An 18,381-nucleotide genomic window follows, 5' to 3' on the forward strand; every position below is an offset into this window, starting at 1 on the left:
GCGTATTGAGAAATTACTATGTATCAATTTAATGCCACTATACCGATTATCTTGGCGTCCACCTCACCCAGACGGCGTGAGTTGTTAGATCAAGTTGCGGTGCCACATACTTGCGCGGCAGTCAATATTGATGAAACACGGCTAGCAGAAGAATCGGCGATTGACTATATTGGACGTATGGTGAGTCAAAAAGCGCAAGCCGCTTTACACGTTTTGCCAACCGCTATGACCGAGTGTGTGGTGATTACCGCCGATACCATTGGCGTATTGCCGGATGGGGCAGTACTGCAAAAACCTAGCGATTTTGCAGACGCTTGTGCGATGTGGCGGCAAATGAGCAATGCCTCGCACCAAGTATGGACCGCGGTGCAAGTGAGCCGACTGGCGCAGCGTGGCGGTGAATGGCAGATGGATTATACTAACTGCACTGTGGTGAGAACCGATGTCAAATTTATTGCGCTCACTGACAGCATGATGACGCATTATTGGCATACGGGCGAACCACAAGACAAAGCAGGCGGTTATGCCATTCAAGGGCTAGGCGCTGCGTGGGTCAAAGCGATTGATGGTAGCTATAGCAATGTGGTTGGACTGCCGTTGGTGGAAACGTTGGACTTGCTTTCTCAGGCGATGCAAACCCATCAGTAAAAATAAACTTAAAAAAAAGCCATAAGTACAAATCTTATGGCTTTTTTACCATGTCTTAAATGGTTAACCCAATGTGGCTTTGACCAACTTAGAAATCAAAGCAGGGTCAGCGCGACCTGCAGTTTTGACTTTTAACGCATTCATCACAGCGCCCATTTGCTGCATTGAAGTGGCACCTTGCTCAGCAATTTCAGCAGCTACCAGATTGGCAAGTTCTGCTTCACTCATGGGTTGTGGCAAGAATTGACTAATCACATCAATCTCGAATTGTTCTTTTTGTGCCAAATCTTCCCGACCATTGGCTGCAAAAATCGCGAGCGACTCTTGGCGCTGCTTGGTTTGCTTTTGTAAGATGTCTAGTACACCTGCATCATCGAGCGTTATTTGGCGGTCAATTTCGATTTGTTTTATCACCGCTTGTACGCTGCGTAGCACTTTAACTTTTTCAAGCTCACGCGCTTTCATGGCAGTTTTGACCACATCGGTCAGGGTGTCTTTTATGGTACTCATGGTTTTAACGCTCCTTAATGTTAGCTAATGGCGTTTTTAAAATTGTGGTTAGCAACATAGCATAAAAAAATCCACTTAACAAAGTGGATTTTATCATTTACTAGTATTGGGTTGTCTGTCGACAAATTACCTTAGTAAAGACGAGTCGTGCGTACTGATTCACGTGACATTTTCTTTTTGTAACGTTTTACCGCAGCTGCTTTTTTGCGTTTACGTTCTTGAGTTGGTTTTTCATAGAACTCATGTTTACGTACGTCTGCTAAAATACCGGCTTTCTCACAAGCACGTTTAAAGCGGCGAATTGCGATATCTACAGGTTCGTTCTCTTTTACCTTTACTGCTGGCATGTAGACTCCTTAAGTCTAGGCTTATTGATAGACAATGAATGTGCTATCAAAAAAGCGGGGTTAGTGGGTCAGGAACATTAATCCGGCTGTATAGGTGATTATTAGCCAACCTACCCATGGTTTGGCATCAGCTCAGATTAGGATAAAAATAGGTGCGAATTTTAACTAAATATTGAATGTAAGTCAATGTAAATTTTAGCTTTTTAATAACTTATTAAATTAGAAAATCCTCCTGTTAGCCAATTCCTTTGTTTTTTTTAGCTATTAAAAAAATTTTGCCTGTTATTGTAACAAAATACACAACGATAGTAATGATTTAGCAAGGTGGCTTTAAAATGCTATTTTATTCATACCGCAGTAATGCTAATATAGTCACTAATTCTCATGTAATAACAACATACCGCCAAATGTCGTACTAGCCATTTGCCAGTCGGCATTACCACGCAAAACATTACCATGCAAAAACAGTTTGTAGGGCTATTAAAAATTTATACATTGATGTGAAATTAGATTTCACCTTATTTGAAAGGAAAAGGTTATGCCGATATCAAAACGCAATGCCACGCTAGCCAGTCTTATGATTGCCTTAGGTCTCACCATGAGCGCATGTAGTAAGCATGAGTCAGGTGAAAGCAAACCAACCGAAGAAATTGCTGCACAGCAAGGTGAAATCGCTCGTGCAAACCATCCCATGCCAGTAGCTTCACAGCCTGCTTCATTTGTGCCACCAACAGCCGCCTCAGCCGCTGCCACCACGACGACTGCAGCCGCTACCCCAGTTTCTGCTGATGCTGGCGAAAAATTGTTTGGTAGTGTATGTACCACTTGTCACACAGCAGGCTTAATGGGCGCACCAAAATTTGGTGATAAAGCCGCTTGGGCACCTCGCATTGCGCAAGGTAAAGACACGCTTTATAAACACGCCATCGGCGGCTATCAAGGAAAAGCCGGTGTAATGCCAGCCAAAGGCGGTAGCCAAGCCTCGGATGATGAAGTAAAAGCTGCCGTTGATTATATGGTCTCAAAAGCAAGCTAATAGGCAGTGCGCCATTTATAACTCAAGGCTATACGTTCAAGCCTATGCAATGAAGCTTATTCAACAATTAGCATTGAGCAGCTCAGTCAGCAATAAAGCCATCAGCAGTAAACCAGTCACTAGTACAATAGTTGGCTGGTTTTTTTTATACGTTTTTTATACCCAATGTGCTTTGTTTTAACCCGCAGTTTGGTTATGATAAATGACTCTGTTCAATCACCAAACCCTGTTAAGAAACCGCCATGACACCTGCCGTTAATCTTGCCAAAAAATTAAAAATCAACTTCCAATTACATGAATACCATCATGACGCGCATAGTGAAAGCTATGGGCTTGAAGCGGCAGAAAAACTACAAGTTGAGCCAAAGCGGGTATTTAAAACCTTGGTGGTGCAAGATGACAATGACAAACTCGCTGTTGCAATACTGCCTGTTGAGCATTTGCTCAACCTAAAAAAAATCGCCAAAGCCATCGGCAGTAAAAAAGCACAAATGGCAGACCCCAAATTGGTAGAACGTACCACAGGCTATGTGCTAGGTGGGGTAAGCCCGCTAGGTCAAAAAAAACGCCTGCCCACAGTTATCGATCAGTCGGCACGAGACTTTGCGACGATCTATTGTAGTGGCGGTAGACGCGGCTTGGAGATTGAGTTGTCACCGTCGGATTTAGCAGGCGCAATAAACGCCAAGTTTGCAGATTTAATTCAAGAGTAAAGGATAACACCATGCCCAATGTCATTATTGAAGTGAGTCACGACCGTCTTATTAGTCAGCCCGATAACCTATTAGCGCGGGTCAATGATACGCTATGGCAGTCTGGCAACTTTAAGCTGCAAAGTGATATCAAATCACGTATTTACTACCCAAACCACGTCTTAGTAGGACTGACCGATAGCGGAGATGAAGCCTTTGTTATGGCGCATTTTTATCTGATGCCAGGGCGGGATGACGCTACCATTCAATCATTGGCGCAGCGCATTGCCGATGCTATCAAAGCGCATCTGCAGGAATTCGAAAGTGAGGTGCCTGCTGGCAATTTACAGATTTGCGTCAATTCCACCACGCTAAGCGCCAATTATGTCAAGCAGTATGTCGAATTCAAATAGAGAATTTAGGGATAAAAATTGGCTACTTTAAGCACATTTTTGCTGACTTTTGCCAACGGGTAAGATAGTAAGTTTGGCAACAAAACCTGCAGCGCCTCCGTTGCTCGCCATCAAATTGCGTGCGATGCGGATGGTGTAGTTGCCTGATTGTGGCAAACAACCTTGATAGACAACACCGCCTTTGCCCCCATCAGAGTTGCCCGTAGGGGATATAATAACACCGACATTGGCAAATTCAGCATAGCCCCTACGAGGCATCAATACTAAGGTTGCGTATTGATTTTTGCTAGCGTTGAATTGGTAAAGCAGGCTGTCTTGTTTGGGCGATAATTGACCAACCCACATTTTACTGGTTTGGTTTTTGCCAAAATGGATAACGGTCTGTACGGGTGTGGCATTGAGCGGGTGGGTCATCCCCAATAAAGATAAGATAATGACCAACTGATAACGTTTTAAAAATTTTGCCATGTTTTTCGCTTCCTATGAAAAATCTGTAAGATATAAATAAGGATACACAAGGGTAAGGATACACAAGGGCTAGCCAATGACTAAACAGTCATTTGCGTTATTCTCAACTTATCGCAAACATAGTAAACTAGTCAAGATTTTGTTTTGTCTGCGGTATGTAAAAATTTTAACAAGCATCTTTTCATAAGCATCTTTTAAAGACATCATATAAAGACATCGTGCAAAACATCATTTTTTCGGTTTTCCCCGTTGATTTCAACATAACTCAAGGAGTTAGCAATGATTTATCAAGGAAATAGCATCTCGGTATCGCTACTCGAAGACGGTATTGCTAAATTAAACTACGATAATCAAACTGAGAGCGTTAATAAATTTGACCAAGCCACTATCAAAGAATTTGGCGAAGCAGTCACGGCATTAGAACAATCTTCAGACGTTAAAGGTCTAATCGTTACTTCAGGAAAAAAAGTTTTCATCGCTGGTGCGGACATTACTGAATTTGTTGGTAACTTCAAAAAACCAGAAGGCGAGATTGCTTCGTGGGTACTTGACATCAACAAAACGTTCAACCGTTTTGAAGACCTGCCTTTCCCAAAAGTTGCGGCAATCAATGGCGCATCGATGGGCGGTGGTACAGAGATGACGTTGGTTTGTGACTACCGTGTCATGAGTGACAAAGCCAGCATCGGTTTGCCCGAAGTTAAACTGGGCATCTTCCCAGGCTTTGGTGGTTCGGTGCGTTTGCCACGTATCATCGGTATCGATAATGCCTTAGAAATCATCGCAACTGGCGAAGCACAAAAACCAGCTGCTGCATTGAAAGTCGGTATGGTGGATGCGGTTGTTGCCGCTGACCAGTTAGAGGCTTCAGCGATTGATTTAGTCAAAAAATGTATCGCAGGCGATTTAGATTGGAAAGCACGCCATGACGAAAAAATCAATCCAGTCAAATTAAACGCCCTAGAACAAGCGATGGCATTTAACTCAGCCAAAGGTGTATTGTTCTCAAAAGCCAATCCAGCGCAGTACCCAGCGCCAAAAATCGCGTTAGAGTCTATCGAAAAACACGTGAATCTACCACGTGACAAAGCCTTAGAAATTGAATCTGCAGGTTTTGCAAAAGCCGCAAAAACCCCCCAAGCAGAAAGCCTAGTCGGTTTATTCTTAAACGACCAAGCGGTTCGTAAACTCGCTAAAACTTACAGCGCCAAAGCGCATGATATTAAAGAAGCTGCTGTATTGGGCGCAGGTATCATGGGTGGCGGTATCGCTTACCAAGCCGCCTCAAAAGGCTTGCCAATCATCATGAAAGACATCAAGTCAGAGCAACTTGACTTAGGTATGCGCGAGGCCAGCAAACACCTATCAAGCGGTATGGCACGCGGTAAAGTAACCCCAGCACAAATGGGCGAAACTTTAAGCCGTATCCGTCCTACTCTAAACTACGGTGATTTTGGTGAGACTGACATCGTGATTGAAGCGGTTGTTGAAAATCCAAAAGTTAAACACGCGGTATTAAAAGAAGTTGAAGGACTAGTTAAAGACAACTGTATCCTTGCATCTAACACTTCGACCATCTCTATCACCTACTTAGCTTCGGTACTAGAGCGCCCAGAAAATTTCGTCGGCATGCACTTCTTTAACCCAGTCCATCGTATGCCGCTGGTTGAAGTAATTCGTGGTGAAAAATCAAGCGAAGAAGCGGTAGCGACTACAGTAGCGTTAGCAGAAAAAATGGGTAAAGTGCCCGTGGTGGTAAATGACTGCCCAGGTTTCTTAGTAAACCGCGTATTATTCCCTTACTTCGGTGCGTTTGACTTATTGATCAAACAAGGCGCTGACTTTGTTCAAATTGACAAAGTCATGGAAAAATTTGGTTGGCCAATGGGTCCTGCTTACTTGATGGACGTTGTGGGTATCGACACAGGCGTTCATGGGGCAGAAGTCATGGCGGAAGGCTTCCCAGACCGTATGAAACCAGATTATAAAGTGAGCGGTCAGATATTGTTTGAAGCCAATCGCTTAGGTCAAAAAAATGGCGTTGGTTTCTACAAATACGAAACGGATAAAAAAGGCAAGCCAGTTAAAACTGCCGATCCACAAACTGTTGAATTATTAAAACCATTTATCGATGCGCCAAAACAGTTTGAAGACCAAGAAATCATCGATCGTTTAATGATTGCATTATGTAATGAAACGGTTCGCTGCCTAGAGGACAACATCGTGGCGACACCTGCAGAGGCAGATATGGCGATGATTATGGGTATTGGCTTCCCGCCATTCCGTGGTGGCCCATGTCGTTACATCGACCAAATCGGCCTACAAAATTACCTAGCCCTTTGCGACAAATACGCAAGCTTAGGTAAAGCCTATGAAGCGCCACAAATGATTCGCGATATGGCGGCAAATGGTAAAACTTTTTACCCACAAGCGTAATCGACGATTATAAATTTTAAGGAGAATAAAATGACTACATTAAGTCCAAAAGATGTCGTGATTGTCGATGGCGTTCGTACCGCAATGGGCAAATCAAAAAATGGTATGTTCCGTAATGTACGCGCTGACAGCATGTCTGCGGAGCTTGTTAAAGCTTTGGTAGCGCGTAACCCGTTTGATACCAAACTTGTAGAAGATGTCATCTGGGGCTGTGTCAACCAAACCCTAGAGCAAGGTATGAACATCGGTCGTAACATCGGTTTATTGGCTGAATTACCCCGTACTACGGCAGGTCAAACGGTCAACCGTCTATGCGGTTCATCCATGCAAGCGCTTCACACCGCAGCGGCACAAATCATGACCGGTCAAGGTGATGTGTTCATTATCGGCGGTGTTGAGCACATGGGTCACGTGGGCATGATGCACGGTATTGACATCAACCCAGAGGCTTCAAAATACTATGCAAAAGCCTCTAACATGATGGGTTTAACCGCTGAAATGCTTGGACGTATGAATAACATCAGCCGTCAAGAACAAGATGCGTTTGGTGTAGAATCACATCGCCGTGCATGGGAAGCGACACAGCAAGGTCGTTTCAAAAACGAAATCATCGGCATTGAAGGTCATGACGAAAACGGTAACCTACAACTTTGCACTATCGATGAAGTGATTCGTCCCGATGCCAACCTACAATCATTTGCGGCATTACGTCCCGTATTTGATCCTAAAGGTGGTACCGTGACAGCTGCCACGTCATCCGCCTTATCTGACGGTGCGTCTGCGATGCTTATCATGTCTGCACAAAAAGCCAAAGACTTAGGTTTAACACCACGCGCCCGTATTCGTGGTATGGCAGTGGCAGGCTGTGATGCCGCTATCATGGGTTATGGTCCAGTACCTGCTACCCAAAAAGCCTTAAAACGCGCTGGCATGAGCATCGACGATATGCAAACTATCGAGCTTAACGAAGCATTTGCCGCACAAGGCTTATCAGTTCTTAAGGGCTTAAACCTACAAGACAAACTAGACATCGTTAACCTAAATGGTGGCGCTATCGCGTTAGGTCACCCACTAGGCTGTTCTGGTGCACGTATCACCACCACACTATTAAATGTGATGGAACAACAAGATACCCAAATTGGTCTTGCCACCATGTGTATTGGTCTGGGTCAAGGTATTGCCACCATTATCGAACGTGTATAATTATTTTGTTATTAAAAAAACCCTTGATTTCAATCAAGGGTTTTTTTTACGCGTGTAGTTTTTTACCCATATTTTTTACTAATGTTTTTTATCCGTTTTTCTTTATCATATTTCTTTATCAATGTTTGTTTACTGCTATTGCTTTACCATAAAGTCTAAGAAATTTTTTGCCAAATCTGTTATGTTGTCTAGATAAAAATAGATAAATATAGGTGTATTGTGAGTTTATTCCAAAATCTACTAATTATTTGTATATTAGTATTGATTTCCAGTTTTTTCTCCATTTCCGAAATTGCCTTGGCAGGTGCTAGGCGCATTAAGCTAAAGTTGTTGGCAGAATCGGGTGACAATCGCGCCAATAAAATTTTACATTTACAAGAAAATTCTGCCGAATTTTTTGCCACCTCACAAATTGGGCTAAATGCCGTGGCAATTTTGGGCGGTATCGTCGGTGAGTCTGCGCTTCGCCCCTACTTTATTGACCTTATTTCCCCATTTTATCAAGGCAAAATGCTTGATAATATCGGTTTTATAATGTCATTTTTGTTTGTCACTTTGTTGTTTATTTTGTTTGCCGATTTGATTCCTAAACGCATTGGTATGATTAACCCAGAACGCGTGGCGTTAGCGGTGATTGAGCCTGTACTGCTGTCAATCAAATTATTTAAGCCGCTAGCTTGGATTATCAATGGGCTGGCAAATCTGATTTTTAGAATTTTTAAAGTCAACATGGTGAGAGAAGAAAATATCACCTTTGATGATGTTTCTGCTGTGGTGGATGCAGGGGCGCAAGCGGGGGTGTTGCTCAAGCAAGAACATCACTTTATCGAAAACGTTTTTGAGCTTGAAGAACGTAACGTGCCCTCTAGCATGACCACCCGTGAGAACGTGGTGTATTTCACCCTTGGCGAGTCTGAGCAAAGTATTCGCCAAAAAATCGCAAGTTACCCGTATTCAAAATTTTTGGTATGTAAAGACCATATTGATGAAGTGATTGGCTATGTCGATACCAAAGATATTTTGGTAAAACTTCTTAGTAACCAGTCGCAAATTTTGCTCAATGAAACTACGATTCGTAATGTATTAATCATCCCCGATACATTAACTTTATCTGAGCTGCTAGACCGTTTTCGCTCTAGTAAAGAAAAATTTGCCGTGGTGATGAATGAGTATGCGCTCATTGTCGGTGTCATTACGCTATCTGATATCATGATGACAGTGATGGGGGATTGGGTCGCACCGATTGAAGATGAGCAGCAGATTATCCAGCGTGATGAATTTTCATGGCTGATTGAAGGTACCACGCCGATTGAAAACGTCAAACATGCGCTCGGTATCGAAGATTTTCCTGATTGGGACAACTATGAAACTTTAGCAGGTTTTATGATGTATAAACTGCGCAAAATTCCTCGCCCTGCGGATTTTGTTGAATATCAAGGTTATAAATTTGAAGTAGTCGATATTGATCATCATAAAATTGACCAGTTACTTGTGACGCGTAATTTCAAAGATGAAGAAGAGCACATTATCAGTGATAGTTAGTCAAAGTGATTAAGTAATACGGCCGCTTTGACTTGAAATTGATTAACTTTTTTCACGTTTCTTGTTAAAGTAGTTCATGGTTTCATGAAATCGTGAACTTTTTTCTTTTGGGCTTGGCAAACGGTAAAATTATTTTATGCTTGAAATCCGCCATCTTCAATTATTGACTGCACTACGTGAGCAAGGCTCGCTTGCTGCCGCGGCTGAGGACTTGTATGTCACGGCATCAGCAGTCTCGCATCAGCTCAAAGAAATTGAAAATTATTATGGTGTTAGCCTCGTCAATCGCCGCTCAAGACCGCTAAGCTTTACCCCGGCAGGCAAAGAAGTACTCAAACTTGCGGACAATGTGCTACCGCAATTTAATCGCACCACTGCCAACCTTAAAAGACTGGGTCGTGGTCAAACGGGACAATTGCGTTTGGCCTCAGAATGTCATAGCTGTTTTGATTGGTTGATGCCTATTCTTAATCGTTATCGCAGGGAATGGCAAGACGTTGAGCTGGACTTTAGCTCAGGCTTTGAACCTGAGCCTCACCAAATGCTACTCGATGAAGAAATTGATGTACTTATCACAGCCAGTCGCTTAGCCTTGGAAGGAATCAGCTATCTGCCGTTATTCCAATATGAAAGTCGATTGGTGTTGTCACCGACGCACCCATTAGTTGATAAAAAATCGCCGATTTTGCCAGAAGATTTGATTGATGAAACGCTCATCGTTTATCCCGTGGAAGCCAAGCGCCTTGATATCATCGCGCATTTTTTTGCGCCTGCAGGACTTGCGCCCAAGAAACTAAGAACCACAGAATTGACTGCCATGTTAATTCAGCTGGTTGCGAGTGAACGAGGGGTTGCCTCGTTACCGAATTGGGTGGTCAATGAATACGAAAAAAAAGGATGGGTAATATCAAGGGCGTTAGGAGAGGGTGTGTTTTGCCAGCTTTATGCGGCGACTCGTACCACAAGTAAAGAGGTGGCTTATATTCAAGGGTTTTTGGATCTACTGCCAGAGATTACCCATAAATCGATATTACCAGCCCATCATCGAGCCTAATGGGTTAAACCTAATCAATTAAAAATGCTGGATGTGACATTATGACACTTATATTGATGTATGCCACACCCAAATTACATATCAACATACGCCACCAAAAGACACGCCAATAGATACTAAGGCGAGTTCACCCAGAGTAGAATGGAGTTACTTTGAAACTAAGTTAACCTCTTCAGGTGAGATATGCGTTGTTGCTAATACTGTTGGCTCATCGTATTCAACTTTTTCAGTAACCAATTCTTCATGGCGCAGTGTCACAGGGATTTGCGTTTCATGACTGACGTTTTGGGTCATTAACTGTACTTTTTCCGCCACAATGGTTTCAATATTTACTTTCGCTGTTTGTTGAAGTAGAGGAATCTCAATCGGGGTATCGCCTAAAGTAATCGCTTGTCCATTTACCATCAACTGTGGCACATTGACGTTATTAGTAACCACGCTAACTAAATTATCATGAGAGGCGTTAGGCTGGGCAAATACATGTTCAATCACTAACACTTCTTGATTGAGTGTCACAGGAACGTTAACCGTTTGGGTGATGATTTTTTTTGATAATTTAATATTGTCTTTGATAAATCGCTCGATTTGCACTTGGGGGCGTTCAGCTAATAGCTCTAAAGTGTTAGTAGTATCTTCACGAAGATCGATGGTTTTAACAATATTATCATGAGTATGGTTATCATGGGTGTTTAGTTCAGTAGTATTAATCATCGGGTTTTTCATCGAGTGTTTTCCATTGCAAAGTTATTGTTCCAAAATCCTGTAATAATATATGACAACCACAAAAAAGACAGATGAAATCATCTGCCTTTTTCAAGCCAATGGCAACACCGTTGGCAGAAGTTAAACTTTATAGTAATTAATTCTAATGATATTAATTATCAAAGTTTACGGGGCGAATTTGGGTCGATTGCAGGTGATACATTACCCTCGACAGTATCAACACCCGTTACGCGCTCAACGCCATCTTTTTGTACATCTAATTCTTCACGGCGAACGGTTTCATTAAATGTCTCGGTGCGAGTTTGGGCAACTTTATCTACGTTCACTTCTTCAGTCACGTAAGTTTGTTTGTTGACATTTGCACGTTCTGCTTCCAGTTCAACCTCGATAGTAGCATTGTCATTATCACCGATGCTGCGGTCAGTAGGTTTATTAACTGGCGTACGCTGGATATGCGCTTGTTCTTCAGTTAGCTCAACATTAACAGTGCGTGGCTCAGACACAACGTGTTTACCTACTTTTAGTAGACCCGCTACAATTTTTTCTTTATTGACTGAAAGTCGTTCTTCAAGCAACTGCAGTGTACTCGGTGATTGGTAGTCGTTATCAGTAAGTTTAACGGGCGTTGCAGCACGGTCAAATACATGACGGTCACGAACCGTTTGTTCTTCAATACTGTAATTGTAGTCAGGATCGTAGCTGTCCATTGTTTCAACAGTATCTCGGCTGAGCGAATCAAAATAGACATTGTCGTCTTGAATACGAGCTAACCCTGCTGGTACCAAAACTTCTTTTGAGCTAAACCAACCGCCTACATCAACGATGAAATAACGAATACGACCTGTGGTATCATCAACTAGAGCACCTTGAATGCTACCTATTTTTTCGCCATTGGCGCCATAAGCGGTTTTACCCGTTGGATCAAAATAATCATTACCTAAAAGGTCAACGTGGGTGTCTTGAATATCGCGTAAACGCATTAAACTTGCCATGAGAAAATCTCCTTTATATATCTTATTGTGTATTTTTATTAAAATAGTTAAATTAAAATTTAACAAATATAAGATAATTTTTTATAGTTAACTGAAACTTGTTATAATAAATTTTTTTAAATTCAACAAATTAAATATTTCATCACTGATGGATTGCTGAATTCGCCGATGATAAGAGTGATGAAAAACTTCGTAATCTTTATCGCTCGACTTGCACACAAGGTTACTCGAAAATTTGCCTGTTAAATAGTAGAATTGGATAAAGTTTTGTGTGGTGGGTGTAATTGGCCGTTGTCTTAAGTAACTTTTGCAACCAAGCGTAAAAAAATTGGGCTTTTAGCAATAAAGTAAAAATATATAAAAAAGTTGGGTAGAACACATCGCGCAAACCACCATCGCGAACCCCAGTAATGAGTTATAAAAAATGCGTTATAAAAACATAGTACTAGGTGATTTTTAATGACAAAATATCAGGGCAAAATAAGCCGTTGGCAAGATGACAAAGGCTTTGGGTTTATTGAGCGAACGGATAATAATTTACAAGACTCTGCCATCTTTTTTCATATCAGCGAATACCGAGCGAACCAACGTCCTGTGCTTAATGAAGCGGTAGTTTTTGAAATAGGGCAAGGCAGAGATGGCAAACCCTGCGCTGTCAACGTGCAGCAACAGTCGTTTGTTAGACAAAAAATTGCCCAACAAAATGCCCGCCAAGTTCGTCAAACTCAAAACAACCTTAACAATCAAACATTACTCATGTGGGTGGCTATTGGGGTGCTGTTTTTTGTGTTACTGACCGCTGTTGTGCTGGTTAAGCACTTACCCTTATGGATTATAGGTTGGTATTTTGCGATAAGCTTGGCGACCTATCTGCTGTATGCGCATGATAAAAAAGCTGCGCAAAATGGTGATTGGCGCGTGCAAGAAGCGTCACTCCATAAATTGGCTTTTGTTGGGGGTTGGGTAGGGGCAGCGTTTGCCCATTGGTTATTGCGCCATAAATCGACCAAACCAGAATTTCGTAGGGCTTTTTACTTGACAGTGATCGGCAATCTCTTAGCTTTGGCAATCATAAGTTATATCAACATGAAAATCAGATGATTGCTTGATAGATTGATTGTTATAGGTCGATTGTTGAGCAAAAAAAATCCCTAATATAGATTAGGGATTTTTTTTAGCATGAGACAATTAGATTAATTCAATGGCTAATGCAACCGCTTCACCGCCACCGATACATAAGCTAGCAATGCCTTTTTTGCCGCCTGTGCGTTTGAGTGAGTTGATAAGTGTGACTACGATACGCGCACCTGATGCCCCCACGGGATGACCTAATGCACAAGCACCGCCTTCGATATTAACCTTAGCATGGTCAAGGTCAATTTCTTGCATAGCAAGCATGGTTACCATGGCGAATGCTTCATTGATTTCCCAAAGATCAACGTCTTCTTTGCTCCAGCCAGCTTTTGCTAAAACTTTTTTCACACACTCGATGGGCGCGATGGTAAATTCGCTTGGGTGTTGTGAGTGGGTCGCTTGGGCAACGATGCGTGCAAGTGGTTTTAAGCCTTTTTCTTTGGCTTTGTCTTCTGACATCAATACAACGGCGGCGGCCCCATCAGAGATTGAGCTTGAGTTAGCGGCAGTGACTGTACCATCTTTTGAGAACGCGGGTTTTAAGGTCGGGATTTTGTCTACGTTAGCTTTACCAGGTTGTTCATCCGTGTCAATGACCACATCGCCTTTACGAGTTTTCACGGTGACTGGAACGATTTCGTTTTTGAAGTGACCTTCATTGATGGCGGTGTTGGCACGTTTTAGCGATTCGATAGCAAATGCATCCATCGCTTCACGTGTGATACCCCGTTTATCTGCCATTTCTTGAGCAAATACACCCATTAACTTGCCGGTATCAGCATCTTTAAGACCATCTAAGAACATGGTGTCTTTGATTTCGCCATCACCCATGCGATAACCACCACGTGCTTTTGGTAGCACATAAGGGGCGTTGGTCATTGATTCCATGCCACCTGCTACCACGATATCAAATTCGCCGCTACGAATTGAGTTGGCACCGAGCATAATGGCTTTCATACCAGAACCACAAAGTTTGTTGACATTGATTGCGCCTGTGGCATCTGGGATACCTGCTTTACGCATCGCTTGACGCGCTGGGCTTTGACCTGCACCCGCGGTTAAGATACAACCCATGATAACTTCGTCAATCTCTTCTGGTTTTACGCCGGCACGGTTGACGGCTTCTTTAATGACGGTTGCACCAAGCTCTGGCATTGATACTTCGTTCAAATCACCTTGGAATCCACCCATTGGAGTGCGAACGCCATCTACGATTACGACTGAATTTTCCATATTAAATTTCCTTTGAGTTAGGGTTTTTGTTGTCACAAGCAAACTACGACCTAAATCACTAGGGTCTATAAACAGGGTTGTAAACGGCAACCATGCCAATCACAATAGATGTTTTAAGTTTAGCTAATGCGATACATTTCATATTATCATAGTTAAAATGTAAATTAAACTACTGAAAATACTGTAAAATATACCAGTCAAGTCTACCCAAATTTTACTGCATTAACTCATCCAATCGAATGCGTATCACCTTATCGGTCACGGTATCTAACGCTTCAATTTTGGCAATCGCTTCATTCATATTGCGCTCAACAACGGGGTCAACCATAATAATGACAGGCAAATCAGTGCTAGTATCATCATGCGCTGGCTGTTGCAAAATTGCATCAATACTAATTTTAGACTCACTTAAAATGCGGGTAACTTCTGCTAGTACACCCAAATCATCTTTGACTTGTAGGCGCAGATAGTAGCCTGTGATCATTTCATCGCTCGATAAAATGCGTGTGTTATTTAGTGTCTCAGGCTGGAATGCCAGATGCGGCACCAAATTGGCGGTTGAATCATTGGTCTCTGCAAGGGCGCGTACCATGTCCACCACATCTGCCATCACGGCTGATGCAGTTGCGCCTGCGCCGGCACCCGAACCGTAATACAAGGTTTGTCCGACAGGCTCTGCGTCAACCATGATGGCATTTTTTACCCCATTTACATTGGCAAGTAACACCTGTTTTGGAATCAAAGTGGGGTGTACACGTAATTCAATACCTTCTTCGCCACTGTCTAAAATACGACGTTTAGCAAACCCTAAATGCTTGATACGATAGCCAAGCTCGTTGGCATAACGCACATCTTGCTTGGTGATTTTGGTAATGCCTTCACAGTAAACTTTGTCAAATTGTAGCGGGATACCAAACGCAATTGACGCAAGTAGCGTTAATTTATGCGCAGCATCAATCCCTTCGACATCAAATGTCGGATCGGCTTCGGCATAACCCAGCGCTTGGGCTTCAGCTAGGACATCTGCAAAGTCCCGCTTTTTATCGCGCATTTCAGTCATGATAAAGTTGCCTGTACCATTGATGATACCTGCAAGCCAATCGATTTTATTGGCAGCTAAGCCTTCACGTAAGATTTTGATAATCGGAATACCGCCGGCGACCGCGGCTTCATACGCCACTTTGACGCCCTTGGCATCTGCCTTGGCAAAAATCTCATTGCCATGTTCTGCCAGTAATGCTTTGTTGGCAGTCACAATATGTTTGCCATGCTCGATTGCTGCTAAAATCACCTCTTTAGCCGTGGTCGTACCGCCCATCAATTCCACCACAATATCCACATCATCTTGCTGAACGATATCAAGCAAATCGGCAGATTGTTTGATGTCTGTTGGGATATCGGTACGGTTGCGACGCGTGCCTACGTGGGTAATTTTAATCTCACGTCCTGTGCGACGCGTCATTTCATCAAGGTTGTTTTGCAGTAGTTCAACCACCCCAGTACCCACAGTACCAAGCCCTAAAATCGCTAATTGAATAGGTCGATTATTCATAAAAAAAATTCTCAAATGTCAAAAATATAAAAATAAAAGTTCAAAAGTTGGCTAGCTAAATATACCATGCTAACTTGTGATTGGTAAGGTATAAAATCCAATTGCCCAAAAAAATTAAAACAAAAAAACCAGCTAATGACAACTAGCTGGTTGGTATCCCATCTGGGGTTAACTTATTTGAGGTTGAGCGCCTGTGCCAATTCAGCCGGTGGCAGATAACCGCCAAGTTGATGACCCTCTGTGTCAAACACCGCTGGGGTACCATTGATACCTAAATTTGCGCCTAACTCATAAATTTTACGTACGGGGTTAGTGCAAGTCGATGCATTGATAGGCATGCCCAATTTGGCATCGGTTAAGGCTTTTTTGCGGTCACTGCTACACCAGATTTTTTCCATGATGGGCATGGTCTGTTCACTACGTGGCCAAGGTAGATAACGCACTTCGATCCCCAGTGCGTTCACCTCATCAATTTCACTGTGGAATTTACGGCAATAACCACAATCTGCATCGGTAAACACATAGATTGCTGCTTTCGTCTGCCCCTTGGCGGGGAAGATAATCATGTCTTTTTTATCGATAGTGGCAAGGCTGGCTTTCGCATCTTGCGCTTGCAAGTTCGCTGAGATATGCTCAGGTTTGGCACCACCGACTTTGATGATATCACCTTGTACCACATATTGACCTGTCGCATCGGTAAAAAATGCCGGTAAACCTTCGGCTTTGACCCAATAGATATTTGGCATACTGGTCGCTGTCACCGAGGTGATTTTGGCGGTGATACCTGATTTGGCCAAATTTGCCGTCAGCATTTGCTGTAGCTGCGATTCATTTTTTGCCACAGAGGCTGAGCTGCTAATTGCTTCAAGTTTCTGACTTTCAGACTTGGCGGGTGTGCGCGATTGGGCATTATCACAACCTGCCAAACCAACAATGCCAGCCACGGCGATAACACTGTTAAGCAAACGAATAGTTAATGAGGTTTTAGCAGGATAAGTTGCAAAACGAATGAGCATGAGAAAACCCACAGAACGTTAATATAGGTTTTTATTTTACCATATTGTTATGGAGTATGAGCGCTACCCCTGTCAACTTATTGTTAATAATCTACTAGATTAGGCTTCACATTCTCGCTTGTTTCAGTTTCAATGGACTCAAAGCCATGGACTCAAAGCAATCGGCTTAAAGCCAAGTTCTATTAATGGATTGAAAAATTATTTAACAAAGTTTGTTTAACTGGATTGATTAAAAAAATTCAACGTTTAAGTGAATAACTATTGATAAGTTGCGATACAATTTAAACATTGTGTTTGAATGACAAATTTGTAAACTAACAAATCGTCAGCTAGTTATAACTATTATTATTTTTTCATCCTTTACTATTTTTTAGGAATTTATCATGGCAATTGCTAGTTTGTTAACCTTACTCGACGATATTAGCGTCATCCTAGATGATGTATCGGTGATGACAAAAGTCGCTGCCAAAAAAACGGCGGGCGTGTTGGGTGATGATTTGGCACTCAACGCCAATCAAGTATCAGGGGTAAAAGCCGATCGCGAGCTGCCTGTGGTGTGGAGTGTCGCCAAAGGCTCTTTAGTCAATAAAGCGATATTGGTGCCGCTGGCTTTGATTATCAGTGCAATTTCGCAAGCCTTGGTGACAGGATTATTGATGATTGGTGGTTTATATCTGTGTTATGAAGGGGCAGAAAAAGTGGTGCACAAATTTTGGCCCCACTCTGGCAGTAACGACCCCGAGCAAGCCGAGCGGGTAGCAGCCAATGCCGATGAAAGTGTGGATTTGGTGGCGCATGAAAAAGAAAAAATCAAAGGGGCAGTGCGGACGGACTTTATTTTATCCGCTGAAATCATTGTAATTTCACTGGGCACCATTGCGGCAACGGTGCCTTTACTGGATAAAGCGATAACACTGGTAGTAATTTCACTCATCATGACAGTGGGTGTGTATGGCTTTGTTGCCATGATTGTCAAGATAGATGATTTGGGGCTGCACTTGCAACAAAAGTCGTCATCAGCGGTACAAAGTATAGGTAAAGCCTTATTAGCCTTTGCGCCTATTTTGATGAAAGTGCTATCAATCGCCGGTACTTTGGCGATGTTCTTGGTGGGTGGTGGTATTTTGGCGCATGGCTTTGGTGCGTTACATCATGGGATTGAACATTTAGGTGACTTGTCAGGGGCGTTTTCAGGCTTAACTACCAACCTGTTAAATGCACTGGTTGGTTTGGTAGCAGGTTTAGTGGTAGTTGCGATCATGACAGTCATCTCAAAAATTCGCAATAAGCCTACCCATTAGAAAAGCCCGCCCATTCACTGTATCTAAAATTTGTAGCTAAAATAAAAAAGCAGTTCATGTCGAACTGCTTTTTTTATTGCT

General features: G+C 42.6%; 18 protein-coding genes. 10 read left to right on the forward strand and 8 right to left on the reverse strand.

All coding sequences use genetic code 11. The features are described from left to right. The first annotated feature begins 18 nt into the window (after positions 1 to 18). A complete protein-coding gene (locus RT064_RS03100; RefSeq protein ID WP_313061339.1) occupies positions 19 to 648 on the forward strand; it encodes a Maf family protein in 630 nt (209 codons plus the stop codon). 63 nt (positions 649 to 711) lie between these two features. On the opposite strand, the gene RT064_RS03105 is transcribed toward RT064_RS03100, so the two are convergent. Both RT064_RS03105 and rpsU read right to left on the reverse strand, forming a co-directional pair. After that, positions 712 to 1,158 (reverse strand): GatB/YqeY domain-containing protein, encoded by a 447-nt coding sequence (locus RT064_RS03105; RefSeq protein ID WP_313061343.1) that lies wholly within the window; start codon positions 1,156 to 1,158, stop codon positions 712 to 714. Positions 1,159 to 1,289: 131 nt separating this feature from the next. After that, complete coding sequence (gene rpsU, locus RT064_RS03110) at positions 1,290 to 1,505, reverse strand: 30S ribosomal protein S21 (protein WP_007115522.1); 216 nt, start codon at positions 1,503 to 1,505, stop codon at positions 1,290 to 1,292. A 538-nt stretch (positions 1,506 to 2,043) separates the two neighbouring features. Here rpsU and RT064_RS03115 point away from each other — a divergent pair. The 3 genes from RT064_RS03115 (at position 2,044) to RT064_RS03125 (ending at position 3,646) form a co-directional block, all read left to right on the forward strand. Then, positions 2,044 to 2,541, forward strand: coding sequence for a c-type cytochrome (locus RT064_RS03115; RefSeq protein ID WP_313061345.1), 498 nt, complete (start codon positions 2,044 to 2,046; stop codon positions 2,539 to 2,541). 242 nt (positions 2,542 to 2,783) lie between these two features. Continuing rightward, the gene (ybaK, locus tag RT064_RS03120; RefSeq protein WP_313061347.1) at positions 2,784 to 3,254 is read left to right on the forward strand and encodes a Cys-tRNA(Pro) deacylase; all 471 of its coding nucleotides are present in this window, start codon (positions 2,784 to 2,786) and stop codon (positions 3,252 to 3,254) included. A gap of 11 nt (positions 3,255 to 3,265) precedes the next feature. Continuing rightward, positions 3,266 to 3,646 (forward strand): 5-carboxymethyl-2-hydroxymuconate Delta-isomerase, encoded by a 381-nt coding sequence (locus RT064_RS03125; protein ID WP_313061350.1) that lies wholly within the window; start codon positions 3,266 to 3,268, stop codon positions 3,644 to 3,646. A 27-nt stretch (positions 3,647 to 3,673) separates the two neighbouring features. Here RT064_RS03125 and RT064_RS03130 read toward each other — a convergent pair whose 3' ends face one another. Further along, complete coding sequence (locus RT064_RS03130; protein WP_313061352.1) at positions 3,674 to 4,114, reverse strand: hypothetical protein; 441 nt, start codon at positions 4,112 to 4,114, stop codon at positions 3,674 to 3,676. Positions 4,115 to 4,393: 279 nt separating this feature from the next. On the opposite strand from RT064_RS03130, the gene fadB reads away from it, so the two are divergent. The 4 genes from fadB (at position 4,394) to RT064_RS03150 (ending at position 10,349) form a co-directional block, all read left to right on the forward strand. Further along, entirely contained in the window at positions 4,394 to 6,550 is a 2,157-nt protein-coding gene (gene fadB, locus RT064_RS03135; protein ID WP_313061354.1) for a fatty acid oxidation complex subunit alpha FadB, read from the forward strand. 30 nt (positions 6,551 to 6,580) lie between these two features. Then, positions 6,581 to 7,753: an acetyl-CoA C-acyltransferase FadA gene (gene fadA, locus RT064_RS03140; RefSeq protein ID WP_100270450.1), complete on the forward strand. Its 1,173-nt coding sequence runs from the start codon at positions 6,581 to 6,583 to the stop codon at positions 7,751 to 7,753. Positions 7,754 to 7,972: 219 nt separating this feature from the next. Beyond that, entirely contained in the window at positions 7,973 to 9,295 is a 1,323-nt protein-coding gene (gene paeA / locus RT064_RS03145; RefSeq protein WP_313061358.1) for a polyamine export protein PaeA, read from the forward strand. Positions 9,296 to 9,431: 136 nt separating this feature from the next. Continuing rightward, positions 9,432 to 10,349 carry a LysR family transcriptional regulator gene (locus RT064_RS03150; RefSeq protein ID WP_313061360.1) on the forward strand — a complete coding sequence of 306 codons (918 nt, stop codon included), beginning with the start codon at positions 9,432 to 9,434 and terminating at the stop codon, positions 10,347 to 10,349. Positions 10,350 to 10,496: 147 nt separating this feature from the next. Here the strand turns inward: RT064_RS03150 and RT064_RS03155 are convergent, their stop codons facing one another. Together RT064_RS03155 and RT064_RS03160 are read right to left on the reverse strand one after the other, a co-directional pair. Next, positions 10,497 to 11,060, reverse strand: a complete 564-nt coding sequence (locus RT064_RS03155) for a DUF2382 domain-containing protein (protein WP_313061363.1) — start codon at positions 11,058 to 11,060, stop codon at positions 10,497 to 10,499. A gap of 170 nt (positions 11,061 to 11,230) precedes the next feature. Further along, complete coding sequence (locus tag RT064_RS03160; protein WP_313061366.1) at positions 11,231 to 12,064, reverse strand: DUF2382 domain-containing protein; 834 nt, start codon at positions 12,062 to 12,064, stop codon at positions 11,231 to 11,233. A gap of 459 nt (positions 12,065 to 12,523) precedes the next feature. Between RT064_RS03160 and RT064_RS03165 the strand changes: the two genes are divergently transcribed. After that, positions 12,524 to 13,165 (forward strand): DUF1294 domain-containing protein, encoded by a 642-nt coding sequence (locus tag RT064_RS03165; protein ID WP_313061368.1) that lies wholly within the window; start codon positions 12,524 to 12,526, stop codon positions 13,163 to 13,165. 87 nt (positions 13,166 to 13,252) lie between these two features. On the opposite strand, the gene RT064_RS03170 is transcribed toward RT064_RS03165, so the two are convergent. From RT064_RS03170 to RT064_RS03180, 3 genes are all read right to left on the reverse strand, one after another. Next, a complete protein-coding gene (locus tag RT064_RS03170) occupies positions 13,253 to 14,431 on the reverse strand; it encodes a thiolase family protein (protein ID WP_313061371.1) in 1,179 nt (392 codons plus the stop codon). 214 nt (positions 14,432 to 14,645) lie between these two features. After that, a complete protein-coding gene (locus RT064_RS03175) occupies positions 14,646 to 15,983 on the reverse strand; it encodes a homoserine dehydrogenase (protein WP_135889670.1) in 1,338 nt (445 codons plus the stop codon). A gap of 173 nt (positions 15,984 to 16,156) precedes the next feature. Further along, on the reverse strand, positions 16,157 to 16,999 hold the full coding sequence (locus tag RT064_RS03180) for a DsbC family protein (RefSeq protein ID WP_313061375.1): 843 nt from the start codon (positions 16,997 to 16,999) through the stop codon (positions 16,157 to 16,159). Positions 17,000 to 17,382: 383 nt separating this feature from the next. On the opposite strand from RT064_RS03180, the gene RT064_RS03185 reads away from it, so the two are divergent. Further along, positions 17,383 to 18,300 (forward strand): DUF808 domain-containing protein, encoded by a 918-nt coding sequence (locus RT064_RS03185; protein WP_313061378.1) that lies wholly within the window; start codon positions 17,383 to 17,385, stop codon positions 18,298 to 18,300. Positions 18,301 to 18,381: the final 81 nt, after the last annotated feature.

The sequence above is a fragment of the Moraxella sp. CTOTU49097 genome (genome assembly GCF_032064105.1).
GTDB classification, from domain to species: domain Bacteria; phylum Pseudomonadota; class Gammaproteobacteria; order Pseudomonadales; family Moraxellaceae; genus Faucicola; species Faucicola osloensis_B.